Source organism: Pararhizobium mangrovi (assembly GCF_006516965.1).
In the GTDB taxonomy this organism is placed as follows: Bacteria; Pseudomonadota; Alphaproteobacteria; order Rhizobiales; family Rhizobiaceae; genus Pararhizobium_B; species Pararhizobium_B mangrovi.
This window is the reverse complement of sequence record NZ_VHLH01000026.1, coordinates 22,571-47,652: the sequence shown is the minus strand read 5'-3', so window position 1 is coordinate 47,652 and position 25,082 is coordinate 22,571. Positions and strand designations below refer to the sequence as shown.

Genomic DNA, 25,082 nt, shown 5'->3' with positions numbered 1-25,082 from the left:
CGAATGTAGGAAACGCGCGGTCGTGGAACAACCGCGAGGTGCATTCCGACGATCAGTAGAAGCCGATCGCGACGCGGGCTTCCTCGGACATGCGATCCGGCGTCCACGGCGGATCGAAGACCATGTCGACGTCCACCGCCTGAACGCCCTCGACGGTACTGACGGCGTTTTGCACCCAGCCCGGCATTTCGCCGGCCACCGGGCAGCCCGGCGCGGTCAGCGTCATTTCGACTTTCACCGAGCGATCGTCCTCGATGTCGATCTTGTAGATCAGGCCGAGTTCGTAGATGTCGGCCGGGATCTCCGGATCGTAGACGGTCTTCAGCGCGCTGACGATATCGTCCGTCATCCGCGCCAGTTCCTCGCGGGGAATGGCCGATTCGGCGTGCGCGGTCGTCTCCGCCTGTTCGGTTGTAGCGGCTTCGTCGCTCATGACATTCGTTTCCTTCACGAAAAGAAGCTTCTGGCCTTGTCCAATGCGGTGGCCAGCGCATCGACTTCGCTGCGCGTATTGTACATCCCGAAGGAGGCGCGGCAAGTCGAGGTCACGCCGTAGCGCTTGAGAAGCGGGCTCGCGCAGTGCGTGCCGGCACGCACCGCCACGCCCGAACGGTCGATGACCATCGAGACGTCGTGCGCGTGGATGCCCTCGAGCTCAAACGACACGATCGCGCCCTTGCCGGGTGCGGTGCCGAGGATACGCATGGCGTTAATGCCGGAAAGCTGCTCGTGCGCGTACTTGACGATATCCGCCTCATGCGCAGCGATCGCCTCGCGCCCGACCGACCGCATGTAGTCGAGCGCCGCACCGAGCCCGACCGCCTGCGTGATCGGCGGCGTGCCGGCCTCGAAGCGCTGCGGCGGATCGTTGTAGGTGACCGAGTCCTCCGACACGTCGAAGATCATTTCGCCGCCGCCCATGAAGGGCCGCATGGCATCCAGCATTTCGGACTTGCCGTAGAGCACGCCGATGCCGGACGGTCCGTAGACCTTGTGGCCGGTGAAGACGTACCAGTCGCAATCGATGTCGCGCACGTCGACGGGAAGATGCACGGCACCCTGGCTGCCGTCGACGAGGACGGGAATGCCGCGCTCGTGCGCGATGCGGCAGACTTCCTTCACCGGAACGACGGTACCGAGAACGTTCGACATGTGCGTGATGGCGACGAGCTTGGTGCGCTCGGTCAAAGAACGCTCGAACGCTTCGATCGAGAAGCCGCCGTCTTCCTCGACCTCGATCCAGTTCAGCTTGGCGCCCTGCCGCTCGCGGATGAAATGCCACGGCACGATGTTGGAGTGGTGCTCCATGATCGTCAGCGCGATCTCGTCGCCCTCACCGATGTTCGGCATGCCCCAGGAATGCGCGACCGCATTGATCGCCTCGGTCGTGTTCTTGGTGAAGACGATCTCGTCGGCCGAACCGGCGTTCAGGAAGCCGCGAACCTTTTCGCGCGCACCCTCGTAGGCATCCGTCGCGGCATTGGAGAGGAAGTGCAGCCCGCGATGGACGTTGGAATATTCCTCCGTGTAGCTCTTCATGATCGCGTCGAGCACGGCCTGTGGCTTCTGTGCGGACGCACCGTTGTCGAGATAGACGAGCGGCTTGTCGTAGACGGTGCGCTGCAGGATCGGGAAATCCCGCCGGATCGCCTCGACGTCGTAGCCCGTCGCCGTTTGAACCCTGTCATCCATGATAGCTGATGAACTCCATGAGCGACCCGTCCGGATCGCGGAAATAGACGCTCGTGCCCTCGCCGAGCGCGCCGTGCCGGTCGACGGGACCGAGCTCGATCGGCACGCTGCAGCGTTCCAGATGGGTCAGCGCGTCCTCGATCGGCCCTTCCCAGCGAAAGCACAGGTCGCTGTTGCCGGGCTCCACCGGAAAGAGCGCGACCGGCTCGGCTTCGACGCCGGGCCCGTGCACGTTCAGCTGGCGATCGCCGATGCGGAAGGCATAACCCTTGCCGCGCGGGATGGCCTCGGCCCCGATCACCTCGACGTAGAACGCCCGTGCCCGTTCCCAGTCGGAAACGTGGATGACGCAATGGTCGAGCGCGACCGGAAGGTCAGCCATTGGCCCGGAGCCATTCGGCGATGACCGACTCCAGCGCCGGCACGAGCCGCTCGTCGTCCAGTTCCTCCACCACTTCGGCGAGGAAGGCATAGACGAGCATGCCGCGGGCACGCGCCGCCGGTATGCCGCGCGACATCAGGTAGAACAGGTGGTTCTTGTCGATGTCTGCGACCGTCGCGCCGTGGCCGCACTGAACGTCGTCGGCGAAGATCTCGAGTTCCGGCTTGGCCGAGAAGTCGGCATCGTCGGAAAGGAGAAGCGTGTTGCACGCCATCTGCGCATCGGTCTGCTGGGCGGCCTGCGCAACGCGGATCTGACCCTGGAAGACGCCGTGCGCCTTGCCGAAGACGACGTTGCGCAGGACTTCCGTCGAGGTCGTCGACGGTACGGTGTGGTCGAGCACCATCGTCACGTCCGTATGGCTCTCGCCGCCGAGGAGGTTGATGCCGCGCAGCTTGAAGTCCGATCCCTCGCCTTCGACGACGGCACGAACCTCCTGACGCACGAGCTTGCCGCCGGCATTGACGACGTAGAGCATCAGCTTGGCATTGGCGCCGAGACGCAGATTGACACGCGCCAGATGCGTATCGGCGTCGCCCTGCTCCTGCAGGATGATCCAGTCGATCTCGGCATCGTCGCCGACCGTCAGGTCGGTGATGGAGCTCGTGAACGCGGCACCCTCGCCGCTTGCGCACTGACGCTCGACGATCGAGCCCTTCGCACCCTTGCCGATGGTCACGGGAAAGCGCGTATGCGCCTGGCCCGTACTGTGGACGGCCTGGATCTCCAGCGGCGCATCGAGCACCGTGCCCGGCGCGACGTCGACGACGAGCCCGTCGGAAACGAAGGCCCCGTTGATGCGGGAGACTGCATCCTCCGGCCCTTGCGCGGCCAGAAACTCGACGACCGATTCGTCGTTCAGACGGTCCGCGAAGCGCGAGACCGAAACGCCCTCGGGCGCACCTTCAACGCTTGCCTCGCCGTTATTGACGGTCAGCACGTTCGATCCGTCGACCAAAGGCGCGACGCCCTTTGCTTCACCGCCCGTGCCGAACGCCTCGGGTACAGCCTTCAGCAACGTGCGCAAGTCCGTGTAATGCCACGCTTCCATGCGTCGATGCGGCAGGCGCTGATCCTGCAGCTCACTCATCAGCCGGTCGCGCATGCGGCGTACGGCTGACGATCCGGGAAGCGCGTCGATGCGCGCGTCGTAGGAATCGAAGACCGACGTTTCGGCGGCCGTTGCCGGTGGCCGTGCGTTCTTTTCTGCGTGATCGCTCATCGCCAAGCCTTCCTTACGCCGCGTGCTGCTCGATCAGATCGGCATAGCCGTTCCGCTCGAGCTCGCGCGCGAGATCCTTGTCACCCGTCTGCACGACCTGGCCGCGATAGAGCACGTGCACCGTGTCCGGCACGATGTAGTCGAGCAAGCGCTGGTAGTGCGTGATGACGACCATGGCGCGCTCCGGCGAACGCAGCGCGTTCACGCCGTCGGCGACGATCTTCAGCGCGTCGATGTCGAGACCGGAATCCGTCTCGTCCAGAAGGCAGAGTTGCGGTGCGAGCAGTGCCATCTGCAGGATCTCGGCGCGCTTCTTCTCGCCGCCCGAAAAGCCGACGTTCAGCGGCCGTTTCAACATGTCCGGGTTGATCTTCAGTTCGCCGGCGGCCTGCTTGACCTGCCGCATGAACTCCGGCGTCGTCAGTTCCGCCTCGCCACGCGCCTTCTTCTGCTCGTTGAGCGCGGTCTTCAGGAACTGCATCGTCGCCACGCCCGGGATCTCGACCGGGTACTGGAAAGCGAGGAAGAGCCCCTTTGCGGCGCGTTCGGCCGGATCGAGTTCGAGGATGTTCTCGCCCTTGTACCAGACCTCGCCTTCCGTCACCTCGTAGTCCTCGCGGCCGGCGAGCACGTAGGAGAGCGTCGACTTGCCCGAGCCGTTCGGCCCCATGATCGCGGCCACCTCGCCGGCTGCAATCGAAAGATTGAGCCCGCGCAGGATCTCGGTGCCATCCTCGGCAATGCGCGCGTGCAGGTTCTTGATTTCCAGCATTTCGCTTTCCCTGTGTCCATTGGTCCGATGCCGTGTTGGCGGACCGTTATGCTCGTTGTTCTCGTCGTTCCGACCGGGCGTCGGTCCGTAACCCTTTCGGGCGTCATTCTCGGGCTTGACCCGAGGATCCAACCCCATTTCGGTACGACCGGCGTAGCAGGTGTCCAGTATGCCGCTGCGGTCAGCGTTCCAGCCAGCACGCCACCATGTCGTTAGATCCTCGGGTCAAGCCCGAGGATGACGATAGAGTGGTGGGTGCAGTCGCTCATTCGTAGTCGTCTACCATCTGCGTGTTTGCGTGCGGTTGGTACGGATTGTCGATCTCGTCGATCCGTTCGTAGAGATCCAGCCAGCTCGGGTTCAACTTCTCGATCAACGTTATCTTCCAGTCCCGCCGATATCGCTTCAAAGATTTCTCGCGTTGGATCGCCAGAACGATGTTCGGATGGCGCTCGAGCCAGACGAGGTTCTTGGCTTTGTACGCCGATGTGAAACCTTTCTGTACCGCGTTCCCGTGGTCCCAAACACGCCCGTGGATGTCACTGCTAACGCCGGTGTAGATGACGCCACGTGGCTTGTCCGACATCATGTAGACGTAGCCACTCAACCCCTTACCCCTCGAACGTCATCCTCGGGCTTGACCCGAGGATCCAACCCCCATCTCGGTGCGACTGGCGTAGCGGGTGTCCGTTATGCCGCCGCCGTTTGCCTTCCGGCCGGCACGCCTCCTGGTCGTCAGATCCTCGGGTCAAGCCCGAGGATGACGGCCCGATAGGGTGATGCGACTTACCCGACACTCCCTTCCAGCGAGATGTTGATCAGCTTCTGCGCCTCGACGGCGAACTCCATCGGGAGTTCCTGAATGACTTCCTTCACGAAGCCGTTGACGATGAGGGCGATCGCCTCCTCCTCGGGAATGCCGCGCTGCATGCAATAGAAGAGCTGGTCCTCGGAGATTTTCGAGGTCGTCGCCTCGTGCTCGAACTGCGAGGTCGTGTTCTTCGCCTCGATGTAGGGCACGGTGTGCGCGCCGCACTGGTCGCCGATCAGAAGCGAATCGCACTGCGTGAAGTTGCGTGCGTTCGAAGCCTTTCGGTGACTCGAGACCTGGCCGCGATAGGTGTTCGACGAGTTGCCCGCCGAAATGCCCTTCGAGATGATGCGGCTCGACGTGTTCTTGCCGAGATGCAGCATCTTGGTGCCGGAATCGATCTGCTGATAGCCGTTCGAGACGGCAATCGAGTAGAACTCGCCGCGCGAATTGTCGCCGCGCAGAATGCAGGACGGGTACTTCCAGGTGATCGCCGAGCCGGTCTCGACCTGCGTCCACGAGATCTTCGAATTCTTCCCGCGGCAATCGCCGCGCTTGGTCACGAAGTTGTAGATGCCGCCCTTGCCGGTGGAATCGCCCGGGTACCAGTTCTGCACCGTCGAATACTTGATCTGCGCATCGTCGAGCGCGACCAGTTCGACGACCGCCGCATGAAGCTGGTTCTCGTCGCGCTGGGGCGCCGTGCAGCCTTCGAGGTAGGAGACGTAGGCGCCCTCCTCCGCGATGATCAGCGTGCGCTCGAACTGCCCGGTGTTCTTCTCGTTGATGCGGAAATAGGTCGAAAGCTCCATCGGGCAGCGCACGCCCTTCGGCACGAAGACGAAGGAGCCGTCCGTGAAGACCGCGGAATTCAGCGACGCATAGTAATTATCCGACGTCGGCACGACCGAGCCCAGATATTTCTGGACGAGTTCGGGATGCTCGCGGATCGCCTCGGAGATCGAGCAGAAGATGACGCCCGCCTCGGCGAGCTTCTTCTTGAAGGTCGTCACGACCGAAACCGAATCGAAGACGGCATCGACGGCGACCTGACGACCGCTCGACGGCGTGTCCTCGTCGGCATCGAGCGCGCTCGGCTCGTCCGGGTTGCGCACGCCGGCCAGCACTTCCTGCTCCTTGAGCGGAATGCCGAGCTTCTCGTAGGTCGCGAGAAGTTCGGGATCGACCTCGTCGAGCGACTTCGGCCCGGCGGCCGTCTTCGGTGCGGCGTAGTAATGGATGTCCTGGAAGTCGATCTTCGGGTAGTCGACCCGCGCCCAGCTCGGCTCGGTCATGGTCTTCCAGCGCTCGAAGGCCTTCAGCCGCCAATCGAGCATCCACTGCGGCTCTTCCTTCTTGGCCGAGATGAAGCGGATGATATCCTCGTTCAGCCCCTTGGGAGCCATGTCGGACTCGATGAGCGTCTCGAAGCCGTATTTGTACTGGTCGACGTCGATCTGACGGACCCGGTCGATGGTTTCCTGCACTGCAGGCATGGCGCTCTCCGTATTCCGCCGGCGAGGCCGGCTTTCAATGCGTCACGATTCCGGTGGCTCGAAGCCTTGCCGTTTATGTAGTCTCGCAAACTCTTCTTTTCATCCCGCCATAGCGGTCAGAGATCGGTTTTCCCGTACGAAAAGGCGCTTACCGGCCCCTCAGGCGGCCGCCTCGCCGCGTTTCGCGTAGCCGCCACGCTCGGCGAATCGCGAGAAGACCGCCAGGAACCGCTCGACGTCGGCCATCGTCGTAGTGGGCCCGAGGCTGACACGCAGTCCGCCGGTTTCGGCATCGAGCCCCATCGCATCCAGTACGTGGCTCGGACCGACCTTGCCGGACGAACAGGCCGAACCGGAAGACAGACAGACACCATCGAGGTCGAAGGCGATCTGTGCCGTCTCGCCCTTCATGCCCGGCAGCGTGAAAAAGGTTGTGTTGGCGACCCGCGGGCCTTGCCCGCCGACGATCGCGATATCCGACGCCATCGTGCGCAGGCCCGCTTCCAGCACGTCGCGCAGCGCGCCGACGGTCGCCTCGTACTCCTCGACTTCGCCGAGCGCGGCCTCGGCGGCGGTGCCGAACCCGGCGATCGCCGGAAGGTTCTCGGTGCCTGCCCGATGACCCTTCTCCTGCCCGCCGCCGGTGACGAGCGGCGCCGGCATCATGATCTCGCCGGCCGAAACGAGCGCGCCCGCCCCCTTCGGTCCGCCGATCTTATGGGAGGACAGGAAAAGGAAGTCGGCACCAAGCGTATGGAGCGAAACGGGCAGCCGACCGGCAGCCTGGACCGCGTCGACCACGAGCAAGCCCCGCGCCTTCTTGACGATCTCGGCGATCTTCGCGATCGGCTGGACGATGCCGGTCTCGTTGTTGGCGAGTTGCACGGCGATCATCGGCAGACCTTGCGAGACGTCGTGATGTGCCAGAAATCGGTCGAGTGCCGCCAGATCCAGGATGCCGTCCGCCCCGACGGGCACCGACGTCACGGCTTGCGGCGTAAAGCGGCCGCCGGCAAGCACGCACGGATGCTCGGTTGCGCTCACATAAAGGTGCGAAACCGCAAGCGGACTTTTCCCCATGCGGAAATCGGGCGTAAGCACGTGGGCGGCCGCCTCGCTGGCACCACTCGTGAACACGACATGCGCCGGATCGGCATCGACGAGCGCGGCGATCTGGCGTCTGGCACGATCGATCACGCCTCGTGCCGCACGCCCTTCGCGATGAACCGAGGACGGATTGCCCTGCATATCGAGCGCATCCAGCGTCGCCCGACGCGCTTCTGCACGCAGTGGCGCCGTCGCGTTCCAGTCGAGATAGATCCTTTCGGCGGTCATCGATCGCACTTTCGATACATCTACCCGGCGGAGGGTCCGTTGCCGCGCATTTTTCTTGTATTTTCGGGCCGGCTTGCCTTAAGGACCCGTGGTCGCGAAACGCGGACGAGATCCCGTAGTTTCGAATAATTCTAAACTGGGTTTTAGGAAGGGCACGCGGCGCCGTCAAGATCACGGAACGCCGCCTTCGTTGCCCGTCATGCCCGGTCGCGCCAAACCGTCACGCGTAACGGAGACTTTATGCCCGAAGTCATTTTCAACGGACCCGCCGGCCGTCTCGAAGGCCGCTACCAGCCTTCGAAGGACAAGAACGCGCCGATCGCGGTCGTCCTGCACCCGCATCCGCGCTTCGGCGGTACGATGAACAATCAGATCATCTACCAGCTCTTCTACATGTTCCAGCAGCGCGGTTTTACGACGCTGCGCTTCAATTTCCGCGGTATCGGACGCAGCCAGGGCGAATTCGACCATGGCGCGGGCGAATTGTCCGATGCGGCCGGCGCACTCGACTGGGTGCAGAGCCTGCATCCCGATTCGAAGGGCTGCTGGGTCGCGGGCTATTCCTTCGGCGCCTGGATCGGCATGCAGCTTCTCATGCGCCGCCCGGAGATCGAGGGTTTCCTGTCGCTCGCCCCGCAGCCGAACACCTACGACTTCTCGTTCCTCGCGCCCTGCCCTTCGTCCGGACTGATCATCCACGGCGATGCCGACCGCGTCGCACCGCCCAAGGACGTTCAGGTGCTTGTCGACAAGCTGAAACTGCAAAAGGGCATCGTCATCACGCAGAAGACGATGCCAGGCGCGAACCACTTCTTCACCGATCAGGTGGACACGCTGATGGAGGAATGCTCCGACTACGTCGACCGCCGGCTTCAGGGCGAACTCGTCCCGGAACCGGAAGCCAAGCGGCTTCGCTGAAACCCCTGGGGTTTGCCGCAGGACTCAGGCTTCGATACGAACCGTAACGAAGACGAGCTTGATCTTTTCGGCGAAGTCCGGGTTTTCCGGCATGTAGGGCTGCGGATCGCTGATCGCGAGCGCAGTCCACTTGCCCGCTTCTTCGAGCGCGCGGATCCTGCCGCGGAAATCCTGGCTTTCGAAGAGGTCGTCGCGGTGGGTGAAGACGGCCACTCCGCCCGGGCGAACGATACGGCAGAACTCGTCGAACACGGCGTCGATGTTCGGCAGGTAGGTCAGTACGCCGCAGCAGATCAGCCCGTCATAGGCGTCCTTTTCGGCATCGAGCGGCAGTTGCTGCATGTCCGCCACGAAGGCCCGGCGATAGACGCCGCGGCGCTCGGCAAGTTCGATCGATTTCGGCGAAAGGTCGGTGCCGTCGATCGGGCCGGTGAAGCCCGCCTTCCTGAGCGCTACGCCCGTAAGGCCGGTACCGCAGCCGATGTCGATAAAACGCGCGCCGGGCTCAAGATGCGCGCCGAGCATTCCGGCCGCCTCTTCGGGTGCGCGGTAGTTCCATGCCGAAAGCTGCGCGTCGTACTCGTCCGCCCAGTCGTCGTAGACACCCATGATCTCGGTACTGTCGGTGCTTCCGCGTCGCAGCCAGTCGCGGCTTTCTTCCTCGGCCATCGGCTTCTCCTTTCCGCGTTCTGAACGGTCCCTCTGGCGCCTTGGAGAACTTCGCAGAGCGCTCAGGCCGAACCGTTCTCTTCCGGTTTGCACAGGACACCACCGGTAACCGCCTCGCGTACCGAAGTGGTTCCGGGGAATGTGAGCGGCAGGCCTTCAAGGGAGCGAACCGCGAGATACGCCCATGCCTCGGCTTCCGTCGCGTCTCCGTCGAGCCCCGCCTCGTCGCTCGCCAGCACGCGCGCCGGGGCGGCGAGCGTCGCCAGATCCTTCATGATCGTCGCGTTGAGCCGACCGCCACCGCTGACGATCCATGCACCCGGCGTTTCGGGCAGATATCGCGCCGAATGAAAAATGGCTTCCGCACTGACCCGGCAGAGCGTTCGCGCGCCGTCGTGGAGATCGATTTCGGCGTCGTCCGGCAGCGGAAAGTCGTTCCGGTCGAGCGATCGCCGGTGCTGGGCGGTGAAGAAATCTGATGCCATGTAGCGCGCGACGAGGCGCTCGTCGATCGCGCCCTCGCCGGCGATCGCCCCGCCCTGGTCGAAGGGCACGCCCGCGTGGCGTTCGACCCAGCGGTCGATCAGCGTGTTGCCCGGACCGCTGTCGAAGGCGAGAAGCGTACCGTCGCGCCCGACATAGGTGATGTTGGAGATGCCGCCGATATTGACGAAGACGTACGGTCCGTCCCCGAGTTCGGCCGGCAGGTTGGCGGCGAGCGCGCGATGGTAGGCCGGCGCCAGCGGTGCGCCCTCGCCGCCGTGACGCATATCGTTCGCCCGCATGTCGAAGACGACCGGCAAGCCGGACCTTGTCGCCAGAAGCGGTCCGTCGCCGAGCTGAACGGTAAGCCCGCGCTCCGGCCGATGCAGCACCGTCTGCCCATGGAAGCCGACGAGATCGACGTCCGCGGGCGTCATGCCCTGCTCTTCGAGGAACACGCCCAGCGCCTCGGCATGGCGCAGCGTCAGTTCGCGTTCGATTTCAGCCAGGTCGTCCGGCCGGTCCGTGCGATCGGCAATCGACTTCGCCGTTTCCAGCGCACCGGCAAGGCGGCGGCGGAAAGCGGGATCGTAGGGCGTGCCGGCAAAGGCCAGTCGCTCGACGCTGTCCTTGCCGTCGGTGCGCACCAGGGCGATGTCGATGCCGTCGAGCGAGGTGCCGCTCATCATGCCGACGGCGGTCAGTATGCCGTCTCGCGAGGGGGTGTATTCCGCCATGAAGGATGCTAAACGCGCGGACCGCGCGCCGCCGGCATCCTCGTCCGGCATTCGCTGTTCAGGGACATGGTCATGGCAGGTTTCAAATCCGATTTCCTTCATACGCTGGCCGAGCGCGGCTTCATCCAGCAAACTTCGGACGACGAAGCGCTCGATCGACTGTTACAGAAGGAAAGCGTCACTGGCTACATCGGCTTTGACCCGACGGCGGCGAGCCTGCATGCCGGATCGCTGATCCAGATCATGCTGCTCTACTGGTTCCAGCGCACCGGCCATCGGCCGATCTCGCTGATGGGCGGCGGCACGGGCATGATCGGCGATCCGTCCTTCAAGGACGATGCGCGCCAGTTGATGACGCCGCAGCGGATCGCCGAGAACATCGCTTCGTTGAAGCGCGTCTTTTCGAGCTACCTGACCTATGGCGAGGCACCGGGCGACGCCCTGATGCTCGACAACGCCGAATGGCTTTCCGGCATCGAATACATTCCGTTCCTGCGCGATGTCGGCCGGCACTTTTCGGTCAACCGCATGCTTTCCTTCGATTCCGTGCGTCTGAGGCTCGACCGGGAGCAGTCGCTTTCGTTCCTGGAATTCAACTACATGATCCTCCAGGCCTACGATTTCGTGGAGCTTTCGAGGCGTCACGACTGCCGCCTGCAGATGGGCGGATCCGACCAGTGGGGCAACATCGTCAACGGCATCGACCTCGGTCACCGCATGGGCACGCCGCAGCTCTTCGCGCTCACCTCGCCGCTCTTGACGACGGCCTCGGGCGCCAAGATGGGCAAGTCCGCGGACGGTGCCGTCTGGCTGAACTCCGAGCTGCTTTCCGCCTATGACTTCTGGCAGTACTGGCGCAACACGGAGGACGCGGACGTCTCGCGCTTCCTGAAGCTCTACACGCCGCTTCCGATCGACGAGATCGAACGTCTCTCCACCCTCGGCGGCAGCGAGATCAACGAGGTGAAGAAGGTGCTCGCGACCGAGGTGACCGCCCTTCTGCACGGCCGGCACGCGGCCGAAGAAGCGGCGGAGACGGCACGCAAGACCTTCGAGGAAGGCGCCTTTGCGAGCACGCTGCCGACCATCGAGGTTCCGTCCTCGGAGCTCGAGGCCGGCGTCGGCATGCTCGCGCTCTACGTTCGCGCCGGCCTCGCCGCCTCGAACGGCGAAATGCGCCGTCACGTCAAGGGTGGTGCGGTACGCATCAACGACGATGCCGTTTCGGACGACCAGCGCGTGATCGGCGCCGACGATGTTTCCAGCGACGGCGTCGTCAAGCTGTCGCTCGGAAAGAAGAAGCACGTTCTCGTGCGCCCCGTTTAGAGCGTTTTCCAGCCAAGCTGATCCCCTCTGGCGCCGTGAACAATGCGCAAGACAAAGGGATGGAGCGCTGGACCTGATTCAGTCAGGTCGCATTGCGCTCCAGCCAATCTGCGAACGCATCGTCCGAAAGACGGACGGGCGGTGTTCAGAACTCGAAGATGCGCCGGAACACGCCCGGCGCGATCACCGAAAGCGGATTGATCTGGACGTCCGGCGAGGAAACCTTGCCCGTCAGCTTGAAGGTGATGCCGATCAGCCCGCGGTCCCGGCCATTGCCGAGAATTGCGCCGATCAGCGGGACTTCACCGAAGATGCGGTTCAGGCCGTAGGCCGGCATGAAGGTGCCCGTGATCGCCATCTGGCCGTTCGGATCGAAGACGGTACCCTGAAAGGTCGCACCGATGCGGGTGCCGCGCAGAACGCCGTCGGCGACGGCGAGCGAACCGTTGCCGAAGGTGAGACGGGTGAAACCGCGCTGGAATTCCGCCTCGCTGAGATCGAGCGGTTCACCGGTCGTATCGCGCAGGCTCTGGCCATGCGGCGAGCGCATCGAGACGATCGAGTTCAACCGGTTCTCGCGATCGATCGAGAAGTCGCGGATGTCGACCGTGCCGCGATAGGGTCCGTCCGCGGTGCGGCTGAGCCTAGCCGTCAGGCGTCCGCCGTTCAGTTTGCCGTAGACGTCGGCAAAGCGCGCCAGCGTGCCGGCGTCGCCCGTCGCCAGCGTAAAGTCGCGGGTCGGTCCCGCGACGTCCGTCCTGGCCGAAATCACTGCGCCGCCGCTGGTCTTCGCGGAAAGGTTCAGCCGGTCGATGCGCTTGCCGGCCCCGGCATAGCTCAGATGCACGCCTTCCAGTTTCTCGCCGTTGAACCCGTAGAGCCGGTCGAGATCGGCGTCGATTCGCACCGGTGTCGCCGCGCCCTCGCTTTTTGCGCCACTGGACCCGTGTAGGCCCTCGATCACCGAGCGCGCGTCGAGCGTCGTTCCGTCGACGTCGACCTCGAAGCCGGCGCCGTCACGCTTGACGGTCGCCGCGAAGCGGTCGCGTTCGGACAGCCGCACGTCGGAAAAGTGTGCATTGGTGAAATGCCCGTCATCGATGTCGATAGCACCCTTCACGGAGAAACCCGAACCGTGGAGCGTAAAGTCCCGAATGGCGATGTCGCCTTTTCCACCGGCATGCGTCGTCAGCGATACCGTTGCCGGGATGCCGGCGCCCTTCGTCCATTCGAGCCCCGGAATGGTGATCTTCGCGCCCTTCAGGTCGGCCGAGACCGCCTGCGTATCCGGCGCGACCTCACGCATCGTCATGTCGATCGGTCCGTCGACGATCGTGGCAAGACCCGGCATCAGCGCCTTCTGCGCAGCCGTGCCGAGGCTTGCCGTCACCACCTGTGCGCGTTCGACCGGCGAATCGGTGCCGAGCGGGCGTGTCAGCGCGACGTGCATCGGAATGCCGTCGATGCGGGCATCCGCATCGAGCACGGCCTTGTCGGGATCGACCGTCAGCGAACCGTCGAGATCGGTAAAGGCGCGCCCGTCGACCTTTTGCGCCAGATCGACGCCGTTGAGCGTCGCCTCGACGTGCCAGTCGGGCGGTGGCGGGTTCTGATCACGAATGAGCCCGAAGCGCGCATGAACGCGCGAGACGACGTCGCCGGAAAAGTCCTTCGCCGAGAAATCCGTCCGCTTCAGGGCGTCGATCGGCTCGTAGGAAACGAGTTCGGCGACCGCCGCCGCTTCGCCGGCCACCGTGATGTCGAGATTGGCCATCACCGGATGCTTGTCGGTATCGGCGATCGCGAAGACGCCCTTCGAAATGTCGACCGTCCGTCCGGTCGGGAAATAGCCGGTCGCCTGATCGAGCGAGACCGTCAGGTGCGGCCCGCGCAGACGGAAATGCCCCTTCGCGTCGCGAAGCGGGGGAATGTCGCCGGCGACGTTCAGCCGGGCGTCGGCATAGTCGAAATCGATGCTGAACTCGTTCTCGTCGAGATCCAGCTTTCCACCTGATTCGGCGATCTTCCCCTGCGGAATGTAGACCTTGATCGATCCGTTCGTGATCGCACCGCCGTAAAGGTTGTTCATGACCCATTGGCGCGCATGCACGCCGAGCCAGAACGGCCATAGCTGCTTGATCGCCGCCGTCTTCATGCCTTTCAGCGTGCCGGCGAAGCTGATTTCCGGCGAGCGGCCGCCACGGTCGATCTCGAGCGAACCGGCGAGCGAGCCGAGCGGGGTCGAGACGGAAAGCTGCTTGAACGAAAGCTCGCGACTGCCCTTGAGGTAGCGCGCCAGGATCTTGGCGTTGAAGGAAACGGGCGGCTCGCCCGAATCGAGCGGCAGCACGGACGATCCGTTGCTCACGAGGTCGAGCGCGAATCCGTTGCCCGTCATCGTATCGAGGTTCGAAAGGTCGATGATCCCGCCGGTGAAGGGAAACCGCGATTGCCCGATCGATACCGAAGACGGGCGGATGTCGATCGACTTCCGATCGAACCGATAGGCGAGATCCACCGTGCCGCCCTTGATCGAGGCGGCCGTCTCATGCGCGTAGAACTGCCCCGGAGAGAGGGAAAGCCTGGCTGTCAGCGCCGGTGCCGCATCGTCGCCCTTGCGGGTCGCTGCCGCCTTCAGCGCGAGATCCGTCGCGACCCCCCTGATCGGCGTGCCGTCCGGCGCGCGCTGCAGCATGAGCGGCGCCGTATCGAACCCTTCGAGATCGAACGCCATCGAAGCGATATGCCGGCCGTCCTTGCCGGGCAGCGCACGGGCTGTGAAGCGCGCAGGCGCGCCGCCGGCGCTCAGCGTTCCGGACAGTCGGACGGTGCCATCGGTACCGCGCGTCAGGTCGGCTTCGGCAATGTCGATCGGCGGCGAGCCGGCGCCGGCACTGGCGATCCTCGTATCGGTGACTTCGATCCGCCCGACCTCGCCGCCGTCCAGAATGCGCAACAGACGGTCGCTGCCGGCGAAAACCCGGTCCATCATGTCCGGCAACCCGTCGACCCGTAGCGAATCGAGCGTGATCGGCTCGCCCGAGCCGAGCGTTTCGGGATCGAGCGATATGCCGTCGACCACGAGACCCTCGACCGCGATGTTCCCGGAAAGCAGCGGCATCGGAGCCAGTGCGAGATCGATCGTCCGCAGACCGGCGACCGGCGTGCCGTCGGCGGCGCGACGGATCGACACACCCCTCGCCCTCAGCTCGACCTTTCCGTCGGCAGCGATCCGGATCGTGGCGCCCTGGAGGTCGGCGGCGAGATCGTCGCCCAGCACATGCTGGAGCGCCGAGCGCACACGCGCAGCCAGAAACCCGTCCGCGGCACCGTTTTCGAGCGCCACGCCGCCGGCGGCAGCGGCGATGACGACGACCACTACCAGGCCCGCGACCCACCTCGCGAAACGAACCGCCGGCCGCCGACGGTTCGCTCTTCCCGCGTTTGCGGACCGGGCCACTTCTCCCGAGGGCTCGTTGCCGGCCTCCTTCGAAGGTCGCCCCGCGTCATCCGTCTGGCTGTTCTTGCGATCGTTCACGAAACCGTCGAACGCGCCTTTCCCGTTTGCCGCTTGTGCATGCCGCTTCGCATGCGGCGTCTGGACAGCGCCGCGATACCGGCTATAGCGGTGGAACGCGGCCTGCGATGCGTCGCATACGATACCGAAAGGCGTTTGTCATGAGCGAGCTTGCCGTTGGCGACAAGGCACCCGACTTCGATCTTCCGCGCGATGGCGGCACCAGCGTTCGCCTTTCCGACGAAGCCGGGAAGTTCGTCGTTCTCTACTTTTATCCCAAGGACGACACTTCCGGCTGCACGAGCGAAGCGCTCGCCTTTTCCGCGCTCGTCGACGATTTCGACAAGGCCGGCGCCACCGTCATCGGCATGTCGCCCGACCCCGTCAGAAGGCACGACACCTTCGTCAAGAAGCACGGCCTTTCCGTCAGGCTTGCCTCCGACGAGGAAAAGTCGACGCTCGAAGCCTACGGGGTCTGGAAGGAAAAGAGCATGTACGGGCGCAAATACATGGGGGTCGAGCGCACGACGCTTCTGATCGACCCGCATGGCACGATCGTGCGTATCTGGCCGAAGGTCAAGGTTCCCGGTCATGCCGAAGCCGTTCTCGAAGCGGTACAGGCGGAAGCGGAATAATTCCGGCGGTCCGACGGACGGGCGGAGTTATTCACTTTCGAAGCCTGCCTGAATCACGGAAATGGGGCCGTTCCTTGACTTGAGGGGCCGGTCGGACTATTTCCCATTCACCGGCCGGCGGTCGATGTTTTCGCACGTCCCGCCTGTAGCCGGTCTTCGACGTCAATTCATCCGATATTCGAAACGGAAACGTCCTTCCCTTTGACACAGTTCTCCGAGCTTGGCCTAAGCGCAAAAGTCCTGTCGGCCGTCGAGGACGCCGGCTACACGGAACCCACGCCGATTCAGGCGGGGGCCATCCCTCCGGCGCTCGAACGGCGCGACATCCTCGGCATCGCGCAGACGGGAACCGGCAAGACGGCCGGCTTCGTGCTGCCGATGCTGACCCTTCTCGAAAAGGGCCGTGCCCGGGCACGCATGCCGCGCACGCTGATTCTCGAACCGACGCGCGAACTCGCCGCGCAGGTTGCCGAGAACTTCGAGAAGTACGGCAAGAATCACAAGCTCAACGTCGCGCTCCTGATCGGCGGCGTCTCCTTCGACGACCAGCTTCGCAAGCTCGAACGCGGGGCGGACGTTCTCATCGCAACGCCGGGCCGTCTGCTCGACCATTTCGAGCGTGGCAAGCTGTTGATGACCGGCGTCGAGATCTTCGTCATCGACGAGGCCGACCGCATGCTCGACATGGGCTTCATTCCCGATATTGAGCGCATCGCCAAGCTCATTCCCTTCACGCGACAGACGCTCTTCTTCTCGGCTACCATGCCGAAGGAGATCCAGAAGCTCGCGGACAACTTCCTCACCAATCCCGAGCGCGTGGAGGTCAGCACACGCTCCTCCGCCGCCGAAACGGTGACGCAGCGTCTCGTCGCGTCCACGGGGAAGGACTACGAAAAGCGCGCGAAGCTTCGTGAGATCATCGGTCAGCAGGACGATCTCAAGAACGCGATCATCTTCTGCAATCGGAAGAAGGACGTCGGCGACCTCTTCCGCTCGCTGGAACGGCACGGCTTTTCGGTCGGCGCGCTGCATGGCGACATGGACCAGCGCTCGCGCATGACGATGCTGCACAATTTCCGCCAGGGCGGGGTTCAGCTTCTCGTCGCCTCCGACGTCGCCGCACGCGGCCTCGATATTCCCGACGTCAGCCACGTCTTCAATTTCGACGTGCCGATCCATGCGGAAGACTACGTCCACCGTATCGGCCGTACGGGCCGGGCCGGTCGCGCGGGCAAGGCCTACACCCTCGTCACGCGCAAGGATTCCAAGTACGCTGATGCGATCGAACAGCTGATCGACCGCAAGATCGAATGGCTCGACGAAGGCCTCGACTCGCTCGGCGCGGAAACGAAGGACGAAGCACCCTCGCGGGGTCGCCGCTCATCCTCCTCCCGCAATGGCCGCGGGCGCAAGGCTGCGCCGGCGAACGATGGCGAAAACGGCAATGCCGTCGCCGCCGCTACGCAGACAGTCGCCGAGACCACATCCTCCGAGACCGGACAGGATGCATCGAACGCCGAGGACAAGATGCCCGAAATGCAGGTCGACAACAACAGCGACGGTCGCGGCAGCAGCAGCAATCGCCCGAACGGTCCGCGTCGCTCGAAGCGCGGCAATCGCGACCGCGACGAAGAGGCGAACACCCCGATCGGCTTCGGCGACGACATTCCCGCATTCATGATGGTGCCCGGACGGGCGTAGATGCCTCTCGACGTCGCGCCGTGACGGATCCTGCCTGAATGACAGGATCCTCAGGCCGACGTGGGTCTCGTCAGAAATAGGGCGGGATGCCGTAATAGTCGTAGACGGCGCGGCCCCAGACGATGTCGTCCCAGTCCGGTTCGCTTTCCGGTGCGTAGCGTGGCGCTTCCTCGAGCTCCTTGCGGGTCACGTCCACGGTGTAGCCGCCCTGGTCCTGATTGAAGGCGAGCTTGTCCCAGGGAAGCGGATGAAGCTCGCTGCCGATTCCCAGGAAGCCGCCGACGGAAAGGATCGCGTAGCTCACGCGTCCCTCCCGCTTGCCGATAACCAGATCCTCGACATGTCCGATATGGGTCCCATCCGCATCGTGCACGCTCGTTCCGGTGATGCGCGAGGCGAGGATGTTCGGGTTCGGCTTTCGCTCTTCGTTCATGGTCCTGGCTCCCTTAAGGGTGTCGACGGGAAAACGAGCGATCAGCGACGACGTTCCGGTATGGTCGTCCCCGTTTCGAGGATGCCGCCCGCCTCGATGACCGCCTGCGGTGTATCGACGTCAAGACGCGCCGCCTCGCCGATTTCCACGGTCACGACCTCGAAAGCCTGCGATTCGACGATCGATCGCGCGCCGACATCGCCGGTCAGCGCTTCGATCCGCTGAAACGCCGCACGCGGAAGGATCACGGGGTTGCCCGGCCTGCCACCCACGGCAGCGCGCACGATCGCGTTTCCATCGTGCGCGCGGAAGGCTTCGACGAGCCGGTTGATGTCGGCCGGCCGGATGCCCGGCATGTCGGCAAGCAGCACCAGGACGCCGGCCGCATTCCCGGAAAGTGCGCGCGTTCCCGCCGCGAGCGAGCTGGCCATGCCTTCCCCAAACGCCGGATTTTCGACGATCTCGACATCGAGCCCCGTGAGCGCCGAGGCGACTGCTTCGCCGCGATAGCCGACGACGACGTGCACGCGACCGACCATTGCGGCGAGCGCGGTTTCCGCCGTGCGCCGCACGAGCGGCTCGCCGTCGAAGCGGGCAAGAAGCTTGTGGCCCGCCTGCTCCCCCATCCGGCTCGCGCGACCGGCGGCAAGCAGCACCGTCTCCACGGCAAGTGTGGTATCGGTCTGCTTGGCACGCGGTCGCGGCCTCGTGGCGATCTCGCTCAGCAGGCCGCCGACGCCCATTTGCGTGATCTCACCGGCGGTCGGACGCTCGCCGGCGAGAAGCCGGTTCAGGATCCAGTCGAAGCCGTTTTCCTTCGGCGAGCGCGCACAGCCCGGTGCGCCGATCACCGGCACGGACCCAAGCGCGCCGAGCACCAGAAGGTTGCCGGGATCGACAGGCATTCCGACATGCTCCACCGTGCCGCCGGCAGCCCGGATGGCAGCGGGGATCACGTCCTCGGCGTCGACAACCGCCGACGCGCCGAAAAGCACGACAAGGTCGTTCGTTTCGGCAAGGTCGGACAAGGCTTCCCGTACGGGTTCGCATGCATGTGCGACCCTTCGCTCCACCGTCAGCGCGCTGCCGGAAGGCGCAAGCCGGGAACGCAAAAGATCGGCCGTCTTGTCCATGACGGTCGCTTTCAGGCTCGGCAATCGCGTCGCAACGAGGCCGACGCGCAAGGGCCGAAACGCCTTCACGGTGGCGAGACCGGCGGTCGCGATCACGGACTCGGCTGCCGCGAGCGACGCACCGGGCACGGCAAGCGGAATGATCTTGATCGTCGCGACCATCGCGCCTTCGAGGACCGGTACATGATCGTCGAGGCAGGCGAAGGTGATTGCCGGATCGACGGCATTCAGCCGGTCGACGGCGGCGCGGTCCGCACAGAAAAGACCGTTCTGGGCGGCAAAGAGGTTCAGACGACCGGTGCTCGCGGCCGAAAGCGTCATGCCGGAAAGGGTCATCGCCCGGCCGAGGCGCTCGGCGGCTGCGTCCTCGATGACGTCGTCGTCGTCGAGAACCGCGGCGATTACCGTCGAAAGACTTGCCGAACGCAGCGCGTCGACATCGTCCGCACTCAGCACACGCCCCTTCTTGAAGTGCAGCGCATCCGTCTTCAGCGCATGGGCAAGGATCGCCCCTTGTGCCTCGCCGAGTGGCGTCTCGCCGAAGCGCACGGCCTCAGGCCTGCTTCGCCGAGGCGTTCGCCAAAGGCTCGCGCTTGCGCAACGCCTGAATGATTTCGGCCATGATGGCGACCGCGATCTCCCCGGGGCTCGCCGCACCGATATCGAGGCCGATGGGTGCCGCGATCCGCTCCAGCGCAGCGTCCTTCACGCCTGCCTCGCTCAGGCGTTCCACGCGCCGACCGTGGGTCTTGCGACTGCCGAGCGCACCGACATAGAAGCATTCGGCAGCCAGGGCCGCCTTCAGCGGCCCGTCGTCGATCTTCGGATCGTGCGTGACCGCGACGAGTGCGGTGAACCGGTCGAGCGGACGCGCTTCCAGCACCTCGTCCGGCCATTCGGCGACGAGGTCGACACCGGCAAAGCGTTCGGGCGAGGCGAAGGCCGTGCGCGGATCGACGATCGTCAGGTCGAAGCCGGCGATGCGGGCGATCGGCGCCAGCGCCTGGCTGATATGGACCGCGCCGATGACCACGATGCGTGCGGGAGGAAGATGGACGTTCAGAAAATACCGCTGGCCGTCCTCGCCTTCAAAAATGACAGACTTGCCGCTCCTGAAGGTGCGTTTGACGACCTTGCCGAGGTCGTCGTCTTCACCGTCGCCCTCGTAGACCAGCCGGTCGTGGCCGGTCTCAAGGTCGGTCACATGCATGACGGCCCTGCGCTCGCGCCTTGCGGCATTGAGCTCGCGAAGCAGTTCCGGCGTCATCGGCTCACAGGCTCCACATAGACGCGGATCTTTCCGCCGCAGGACAGGCCGACCCGCCACGCGGTTTCGTCCGCCACGCCGAACTCGAGCAGGCGCGGCGTGCCGCTTTCGAGAACGTCGGCCGCTTCGGTCACGACCGCGCCCTCCACGCATCCGCCCGAAACCGAACCATGGAAATTGCCCTCGCCGTCGATGACGAGATGGCTGCCCGTCGGGCGCGGCGCCGAGCCCCAGGTTTCGACCACGGTCGCGAGCGCGACCTTTCGTCCTTCCGCACTCCATTCCTCGGCCATGGCCAACGGGTCGAGCGTGCTCGTGTCGATCGTCTGTTCGCTTTCCATCGTCGTCCTTTCCGGCCCCGACGGGTCAGATCGTGTTCTTTCGAGGCAATATGGTCATGCCGCTCGTCCGACGCCATCGGCGCGTACCAGATAACGCTTCGGGTCCGCCGCACGCGAACCGTGCGCACCGAGGGCGGCCACCAGCGCTTCGACCGCTTCCATATTGTGCACCGCCCGGAATTCGTCGACATGCGGCAGCATGGCGCGTACGCCGCTTGCCTGCGCCTCGAAGCCTTCGAAGCGCAACAGCGGATTGAGCCAGATCAGCCGTCCGCAGGAGCGGTGCAGCCGATCGATCTCCCTGGCGAGGAGCGTACTCGATTCGCGCTCCAGCCCGTCGGTGACGAGAATGACGCGCGCGCCCTGCCCCAGAACGCGCCGAGACCAGCGCTTGTTGAACGCTTCGAGCGTGGCGCCGATGCGCGTGCCGCCGGACCAGTCCTCGACCGCATTCGCGCATTCGTCGAGGGCGACGTCCGGATCGCGATTGCGCATCTGTCGCGAGACGTTGGTCAGCCGCGTGCCGAACAGGAAGGTGTGCACCCGCCGCCGCTTTTCCGTCAGCGCATGCAGAAAATGCAGGAAGATGCGCGTGTACTGGCTCATCGAGCCCGAAATGTCGGCAAGCACGACGAGCGGCGGATGAACGATGCGCCGGCTGCGATGGCGGGGCAGGATCAACGCGCCGCCGGTGCGCATCGCCGCACGCATCGTCGCGCGCGGATCGATCTCGGCAGCGCGGTTCGAGGGACGGTATCGCCGCGTCGTCACCCAGTCGTCCGGCAGGACGAGCGACGAGATCGCGCGTTTGGCCGCAGCGAGTTCGCCGGCCGTCATCTGCGCGAAATCCATCTGGCGCAGCACCTCGCCACCGGAACTCGACCGGCGCGCGTCCACCTCGATTTCGGGCGGCTGCTCCCGAACGTTCTCCTGCGCCTGCGCGAAGGCCTGCGCCGCGCGTCTTTCCGCGGCCTTCGGCTTGTCGCGTTGCCGGTCCATCGCAGTCGGCGAGAACATGGCGATCATCTTGCGCATGAGGTCGTGCGAGCGCCAGTAGAGGCGAAACGCCTCCTCGAACAGGGCGTCGTCCTCGTGGCGGGTGACGATCACCGAATGGAGCGTCCAGTAGAAGTCCTCGCGCGAGCCGACGCCGGCGACCGAGACGGCCTCGATCGCATCGGCCGTCGTCGACGGGCCGACACGCATGCCGGCCTTCCTCAGCGCGCGCACGAAATGGACGATGCTGTCGGCGAGCCGACCGTCCTCTGCGTGCTCGCCCGCTCGTGTCGTCACGTCACGCTCCCGCCGCGAGTTCGGCCTTGACGCTTTCGAGCAGCTTGCGGCCTTCGCTCGTCTCGATGCGCGCGATGTCGTCCTGATACTTGAGCAGCGTGCCGAGCGTATCGGACACGGTTTCCGGATCGAGCGCCATGCGATCGAGCTCGGTCAGCGCGCTCGCCCAGTCGATCGTCTCGGCAACCCCGGGGTTCTTGAAGAGATCCATGCCGCGCAGCTTCTGCACGTAGGCGACGACCTGCCGGGACAGTTCCGCGTTGCAGCCGGGCACCTTGCGGTGGACGATATCGAGTTCCTGTTCGGCCGCCGGATAATCGACCCAGTGATAGAGGCAGCGCCGCTTCAGCGCGTCGTGGATCTCGCGCGTGCGATTCGTGGTGATGACGACGATCGGCGGTTCCTCCGCGCGGATCGTGCCGATCTCGGGGATCGTCACCTGATAGTCCGAGAGCACTTCGAGCAGGAACGCCTCGAAAGCCTCGTCCGTGCGGTCGAGTTCGTCGATGAGGAAGACCGGCGCGCGATTCGGCGTCGATTGCAGCGCCTGCAGGACCGGCCGGCGGATCAGGTGCTTCTCGGCGAAGATCGAGCGCTCGATCGCAGTGCGGTCGTCGAGGCCCGTCGCCTCCGCCATCCGGATTTCGAGCATCTGGGCGGGATAGTTCCACTCGTAGACCGCCGAGGAAACGTCGAGCCCCTCATAGCACTGGAGCCGGATGAGCGGCCGATCGAGCGCGGTCGAAAGAACCTTGGCGATTTCCGTCTTGCCGACGCCCGCCTCGCCTTCGAGGAAGAGCGGCCGGCGCATCTTCAGAGCCAGGTAGAGCACCGTCGCAAGCGCGCGGCCGGCGACGTAGTCCTGCCCCTCGAGCATCGCCATCGTCTCGTCGATCGACGCCGGCAGGTTCGCCTCTCGTATCGCTCGGTCTGCCTCGGACATGGTGCCCCTTCCTTCTGGCGCGGTTCCCGCGCATCCCTCCTCGAGACCGAACGGGTCTCAAAGGTGATGATAGCCACGATTCATGTAGAGCAACGCCGCGCGATGATCACCCATGCGCAGGCCGACGACCTCGCCGAAGAGCACCATGTGCGTGCCGAGCGTCGTATAGTCGGAAAGCCGGCAGTCGAAGGTCACCGTCGCGCCGCGAAGCGTCGGCGCACCGCTTTCGATGGTGTCCCAATCGCCCTCTTCGAAGCGCTCGTCCTCGTCCATGCCGAACTCGCCGGAAAAGGCCGAAGCGACATTCTGCTGGTCGCTGGCAAGCGTGTTCAACGCAAAGGCGCCGCTATCGAGGAATATCTGGTTCTTCGGGTTCGATCGGTTGAGGCACACGAGCACCGTAGCCGGATCGTCGGAAACCGAACACGCCGCCGTCACGGTGACGCCACGGCGCTTCCCCCCGGCTGCCGTGGTCACGACCTGAACGTGACCGGCATAGCGCGCCATGGCCTCGCGGTACTGCTTCGGTTCGATCATGGAATGGTTCAACGCGGTTCCGCGCTCCCTGAATGGATGTCCTGAACGGTCGCTGATCGCCCGCCGGGCATCGCGACCATGGTGCGGCCTACCTGCAGGCGAATGCGCCGGCCTGCAACCATCCGCCGGCCCGCGGCGGCATTTTTCTCGAGTTCGCGACGCATCTTCCTGCCATGCGACGCGCCGGAGTACGCCCTCCTTCCGTCCGAAGGTGAAAAATTCTAGAAACGGGTCCGTCTCGCATTACCGCCGGAACAGTCCATTGCGCGCAACGCCCGTCCTCGTCGCCTTCGTCGGCCTCCTTCTCGTTTCCGCCCAGGCTTCGGCCGCTCTACGGCTCGGCGTCGTCGCGCCGAAGGGCGACCAGAGCTATGCCGTGCTCGGCGATCAGTTCCGTCAGGGGGTTCGTGCCTATCGGGCGGAGCATCCGGATGCCTTTTCGGACATCGTCGAGGTCGGTGAGACCTGCGAGGACGAGGCGGGGCCGACGATCGGCAAGCAGCTCGTCGACGCGAAGGTCGATGCGGTCGTCGGTTTCTTCTGCCCGGAAAGCCTGAACGCGGCGTTGCCGATCCTCGCCGGCGCGCACATTCCCACGCTGACGGCGACCGTGCGTGCCGACATCGTCGCGGAACGCCCCGCGAAGGAGAACTGGCCCTTTTTCCGCCTCGCGCCGAGCGAAGACATGCTGACCCGCAAGATCGCGGACGTGATCGAGGCTCGCTGGGCGGACGAACCGTTCGCCATCGTCGAGGACGGAACGATCTACGGCCGCGTGCTCGCGGAAAACGTCAACGCGCTGCTCAAGCAGAACGGCCTGACGCCGAGCTTCACGGATACGTTCCGACCGGCCGACGAAAAGCAGGTCGCGCTGGCAAACCGCCTGGAGCGCGCCGGCGTCACCCGTGTCTTCGTCGGCGGGCAGCGCGACGACGTCGCCGTCATCGCGCGCGACTGCCGGAAGATCGGCCTCGACCTGACGTTTCTCGGCGGCGACGCGCTTCGAGCACCGAAGGGCGACGTTCCGCTTCCCGACGGGACGCTCGCGGTGATGATGCCGCAACCGTGGACCCTGCCGAGTGCGAAGGATGCCCTAGCGGCACTGAAGGCGCACGGCATCGAGCCCTATGGCGAGCCGGTGCCGGGCTACGCCGCCGCATCCGTCATCGCCGCAGCCGAAAAGAGCGACGAACCGCTCGGCAAGGCTCTCGCGACGGAGCGTTTCGACACCGCACTCGGACCAATCCGTTTCGGTCCCGACCACGAACGCACCGACAACCCGTTCGAACTGATGGTCTGGCGCGACGACGCCTTCGTTCCGGCAGACGACCGCAAACCATAGGCGGTAAAACCGTCTGGCCGCCGAACGGTTCGGATGG

23 protein-coding genes are annotated in these 25,082 nt (G+C 64.8%); 5 read left to right on the top strand and 18 right to left on the bottom strand.

Annotated features, from left to right (window positions below; translation table 11 throughout):
• Nucleotides 1-52: 52 nt before the first annotated feature.
• The 8 genes from FJU11_RS13570 to FJU11_RS13535 form a co-directional block, all read right to left on the bottom strand.
• Nucleotides 53-433, bottom strand: a complete 381-nt coding sequence (locus FJU11_RS13570) for an SUF system Fe-S cluster assembly protein (protein ID WP_141167608.1) — start codon at nt 431-433, stop codon at nt 53-55.
• Nucleotides 434-447: 14 nt separating this feature from the next.
• A complete protein-coding gene (locus FJU11_RS13565) occupies nt 448-1,692 on the bottom strand; it encodes a cysteine desulfurase (RefSeq protein WP_141167607.1) in 1,245 nt (414 codons plus the stop codon).
• Nucleotides 1,685-2,074, bottom strand: a complete 390-nt coding sequence (locus tag FJU11_RS13560; RefSeq protein ID WP_141167606.1) for a VOC family protein — start codon at nt 2,072-2,074, stop codon at nt 1,685-1,687. Before FJU11_RS13560 ends, FJU11_RS13565 begins: the two co-directional genes overlap by 8 nt.
• Nucleotides 2,067-3,356, bottom strand: coding sequence for a Fe-S cluster assembly protein SufD (gene sufD / locus FJU11_RS13555; protein ID WP_141167605.1), 1,290 nt, complete (start codon nt 3,354-3,356; stop codon nt 2,067-2,069). The genes FJU11_RS13560 and sufD overlap by 8 nt, the downstream gene beginning before the upstream one ends.
• A 13-nt stretch (nt 3,357-3,369) precedes the next feature.
• Nucleotides 3,370-4,128 carry a Fe-S cluster assembly ATPase SufC gene (gene sufC / locus FJU11_RS13550; RefSeq protein WP_141167604.1) on the bottom strand — a complete coding sequence of 253 codons (759 nt, stop codon included), beginning with the start codon at nt 4,126-4,128 and terminating at the stop codon, nt 3,370-3,372.
• Between the two features lie 265 nt (nt 4,129-4,393).
• Entirely contained in the window at nt 4,394-4,717 is a 324-nt protein-coding gene (locus FJU11_RS13545) for a GIY-YIG nuclease family protein (RefSeq protein WP_235891030.1), read from the bottom strand.
• A gap of 197 nt (nt 4,718-4,914) precedes the next feature.
• The gene (gene sufB / locus FJU11_RS13540; protein WP_141167602.1) at nt 4,915-6,435 is read right to left on the bottom strand and encodes a Fe-S cluster assembly protein SufB; all 1,521 of its coding nucleotides are present in this window, start codon (nt 6,433-6,435) and stop codon (nt 4,915-4,917) included.
• Nucleotides 6,436-6,594: 159 nt separating this feature from the next.
• Complete coding sequence (locus tag FJU11_RS13535) at nt 6,595-7,770, bottom strand: cysteine desulfurase family protein (RefSeq protein ID WP_141167601.1); 1,176 nt, start codon at nt 7,768-7,770, stop codon at nt 6,595-6,597.
• 240 nt (nt 7,771-8,010) lie between these two features.
• Here FJU11_RS13535 and FJU11_RS13530 point away from each other — a divergent pair, with 240 nt between their 5' ends.
• Nucleotides 8,011-8,688 carry an alpha/beta hydrolase gene (locus FJU11_RS13530; RefSeq protein ID WP_141167600.1) on the top strand — a complete coding sequence of 226 codons (678 nt, stop codon included), beginning with the start codon at nt 8,011-8,013 and terminating at the stop codon, nt 8,686-8,688.
• A gap of 24 nt (nt 8,689-8,712) precedes the next feature.
• Here the strand turns inward: FJU11_RS13530 and FJU11_RS13525 are convergent, their stop codons facing one another.
• Nucleotides 8,713-9,357 (bottom strand): class I SAM-dependent DNA methyltransferase, encoded by a 645-nt coding sequence (locus FJU11_RS13525; RefSeq protein WP_141167599.1) that lies wholly within the window; start codon nt 9,355-9,357, stop codon nt 8,713-8,715.
• A gap of 62 nt (nt 9,358-9,419) precedes the next feature.
• Nucleotides 9,420-10,628, bottom strand: a complete 1,209-nt coding sequence (locus FJU11_RS13520) for an anhydro-N-acetylmuramic acid kinase (RefSeq protein WP_328591729.1) — start codon at nt 10,626-10,628, stop codon at nt 9,420-9,422.
• 21 nt (nt 10,629-10,649) lie between these two features.
• On the opposite strand from FJU11_RS13520, the gene tyrS reads away from it, so the two are divergent.
• A complete protein-coding gene (gene tyrS, locus FJU11_RS13515) occupies nt 10,650-11,903 on the top strand; it encodes a tyrosine--tRNA ligase (RefSeq protein WP_141167598.1) in 1,254 nt (417 codons plus the stop codon).
• Between the two features lie 145 nt (nt 11,904-12,048).
• Here tyrS and FJU11_RS13510 read toward each other — a convergent pair whose 3' ends face one another.
• Nucleotides 12,049-15,282, bottom strand: coding sequence for a YhdP family protein (locus FJU11_RS13510; protein WP_141167597.1), 3,234 nt, complete (start codon nt 15,280-15,282; stop codon nt 12,049-12,051).
• Nucleotides 15,283-15,581: 299 nt separating this feature from the next.
• Here FJU11_RS13510 and FJU11_RS13505 point away from each other — a divergent pair, with 299 nt between their 5' ends.
• Together FJU11_RS13505 and FJU11_RS13500 are read left to right on the top strand one after the other, a co-directional pair.
• Nucleotides 15,582-16,055 carry a peroxiredoxin gene (locus FJU11_RS13505; protein ID WP_141167596.1) on the top strand — a complete coding sequence of 158 codons (474 nt, stop codon included), beginning with the start codon at nt 15,582-15,584 and terminating at the stop codon, nt 16,053-16,055.
• Nucleotides 16,056-16,256: 201 nt separating this feature from the next.
• Nucleotides 16,257-17,756, top strand: coding sequence for a DEAD/DEAH box helicase (locus FJU11_RS13500; protein WP_141167595.1), 1,500 nt, complete (start codon nt 16,257-16,259; stop codon nt 17,754-17,756).
• A gap of 70 nt (nt 17,757-17,826) precedes the next feature.
• Here FJU11_RS13500 and FJU11_RS13495 read toward each other — a convergent pair whose 3' ends face one another.
• From FJU11_RS13495 to FJU11_RS13465, 7 genes are read right to left on the bottom strand one after another with little or no spacing between them, the layout of a single operon-like run.
• Nucleotides 17,827-18,189, bottom strand: coding sequence for a PRC-barrel domain-containing protein (locus FJU11_RS13495; protein ID WP_141167594.1), 363 nt, complete (start codon nt 18,187-18,189; stop codon nt 17,827-17,829).
• A 41-nt stretch (nt 18,190-18,230) separates the two neighbouring features.
• Nucleotides 18,231-19,871, bottom strand: coding sequence for an NTP transferase domain-containing protein (locus FJU11_RS13490; protein WP_141167593.1), 1,641 nt, complete (start codon nt 19,869-19,871; stop codon nt 18,231-18,233).
• Nucleotides 19,872-19,875: 4 nt separating this feature from the next.
• Nucleotides 19,876-20,589 (bottom strand): XdhC family protein, encoded by a 714-nt coding sequence (locus FJU11_RS13485; RefSeq protein WP_141167592.1) that lies wholly within the window; start codon nt 20,587-20,589, stop codon nt 19,876-19,878.
• On the bottom strand, nt 20,586-20,930 hold the full coding sequence (locus tag FJU11_RS13480; protein WP_141167591.1) for an XdhC family protein: 345 nt from the start codon (nt 20,928-20,930) through the stop codon (nt 20,586-20,588). The genes FJU11_RS13485 and FJU11_RS13480 overlap by 4 nt, the downstream gene beginning before the upstream one ends.
• A gap of 54 nt (nt 20,931-20,984) precedes the next feature.
• Nucleotides 20,985-22,223 (bottom strand): vWA domain-containing protein, encoded by a 1,239-nt coding sequence (locus tag FJU11_RS13475; RefSeq protein WP_235891029.1) that lies wholly within the window; start codon nt 22,221-22,223, stop codon nt 20,985-20,987.
• 1 nt (nt 22,224) lies between these two features.
• Nucleotides 22,225-23,166, bottom strand: a complete 942-nt coding sequence (locus tag FJU11_RS13470; protein ID WP_141167590.1) for an AAA family ATPase — start codon at nt 23,164-23,166, stop codon at nt 22,225-22,227.
• 57 nt (nt 23,167-23,223) lie between these two features.
• A complete protein-coding gene (locus FJU11_RS13465) occupies nt 23,224-23,703 on the bottom strand; it encodes a flavin reductase (protein WP_141167589.1) in 480 nt (159 codons plus the stop codon).
• Between the two features lie 262 nt (nt 23,704-23,965).
• Here FJU11_RS13465 and FJU11_RS13460 point away from each other — a divergent pair, with 262 nt between their 5' ends.
• A complete protein-coding gene (locus FJU11_RS13460) occupies nt 23,966-25,045 on the top strand; it encodes an ABC transporter substrate-binding protein (RefSeq protein WP_181408186.1) in 1,080 nt (359 codons plus the stop codon).
• Nucleotides 25,046-25,082: the final 37 nt, after the last annotated feature.

Excerpts from the sequence above, each read along its gene's own strand:
- FJU11_RS13470 (WP_141167590.1), bottom strand. The coding sequence starts at position 23,166 with ATGTCCGAGGCAGACCGAGCGATACGAGAGGCGAACCTGCCGGCGTCG.
- FJU11_RS13570 (WP_141167608.1), bottom strand. The coding sequence starts at position 433 with ATGAGCGACGAAGCCGCTACAACCGAACAGGCGGAGACGACCGCGCAC.
- FJU11_RS13565 (WP_141167607.1), bottom strand. The coding sequence starts at position 1,692 with ATGGATGACAGGGTTCAAACGGCGACGGGCTACGACGTCGAGGCGATC.
- FJU11_RS13560 (WP_141167606.1), bottom strand. The coding sequence starts at position 2,074 with ATGGCTGACCTTCCGGTCGCGCTCGACCATTGCGTCATCCACGTTTCC.
- sufB (WP_141167602.1), bottom strand. The coding sequence starts at position 6,435 with ATGCCTGCAGTGCAGGAAACCATCGACCGGGTCCGTCAGATCGACGTC.
- tyrS (WP_141167598.1), top strand. The coding sequence starts at position 10,650 with ATGGCAGGTTTCAAATCCGATTTCCTTCATACGCTGGCCGAGCGCGGC.
- sufC (WP_141167604.1), bottom strand. The coding sequence starts at position 4,128 with ATGCTGGAAATCAAGAACCTGCACGCGCGCATTGCCGAGGATGGCACC.
- FJU11_RS13480 (WP_141167591.1), bottom strand. The coding sequence starts at position 20,930 with ATGGAAAGCGAACAGACGATCGACACGAGCACGCTCGACCCGTTGGCC.
- FJU11_RS13535 (WP_141167601.1), bottom strand. The coding sequence starts at position 7,770 with ATGACCGCCGAAAGGATCTATCTCGACTGGAACGCGACGGCGCCACTG.
- FJU11_RS13495 (WP_141167594.1), bottom strand. The coding sequence starts at position 18,189 with ATGAACGAAGAGCGAAAGCCGAACCCGAACATCCTCGCCTCGCGCATC.
- FJU11_RS13520 (WP_328591729.1), bottom strand. The coding sequence starts at position 10,628 with ATGCCGGACGAGGATGCCGGCGGCGCGCGGTCCGCGCGTTTAGCATCC.
- FJU11_RS13485 (WP_141167592.1), bottom strand. The coding sequence starts at position 20,589 with ATGACGCCGGAACTGCTTCGCGAGCTCAATGCCGCAAGGCGCGAGCGC.
- FJU11_RS13530 (WP_141167600.1), top strand. The coding sequence starts at position 8,011 with ATGCCCGAAGTCATTTTCAACGGACCCGCCGGCCGTCTCGAAGGCCGC.
- FJU11_RS13505 (WP_141167596.1), top strand. The coding sequence starts at position 15,582 with ATGAGCGAGCTTGCCGTTGGCGACAAGGCACCCGACTTCGATCTTCCG.
- FJU11_RS13545 (WP_235891030.1), bottom strand. The coding sequence starts at position 4,717 with ATGATGTCGGACAAGCCACGTGGCGTCATCTACACCGGCGTTAGCAGT.
- FJU11_RS13525 (WP_141167599.1), bottom strand. The coding sequence starts at position 9,357 with ATGGCCGAGGAAGAAAGCCGCGACTGGCTGCGACGCGGAAGCACCGAC.
- sufD (WP_141167605.1), bottom strand. The coding sequence starts at position 3,356 with ATGAGCGATCACGCAGAAAAGAACGCACGGCCACCGGCAACGGCCGCC.
- FJU11_RS13465 (WP_141167589.1), bottom strand. The coding sequence starts at position 23,703 with ATGATCGAACCGAAGCAGTACCGCGAGGCCATGGCGCGCTATGCCGGT.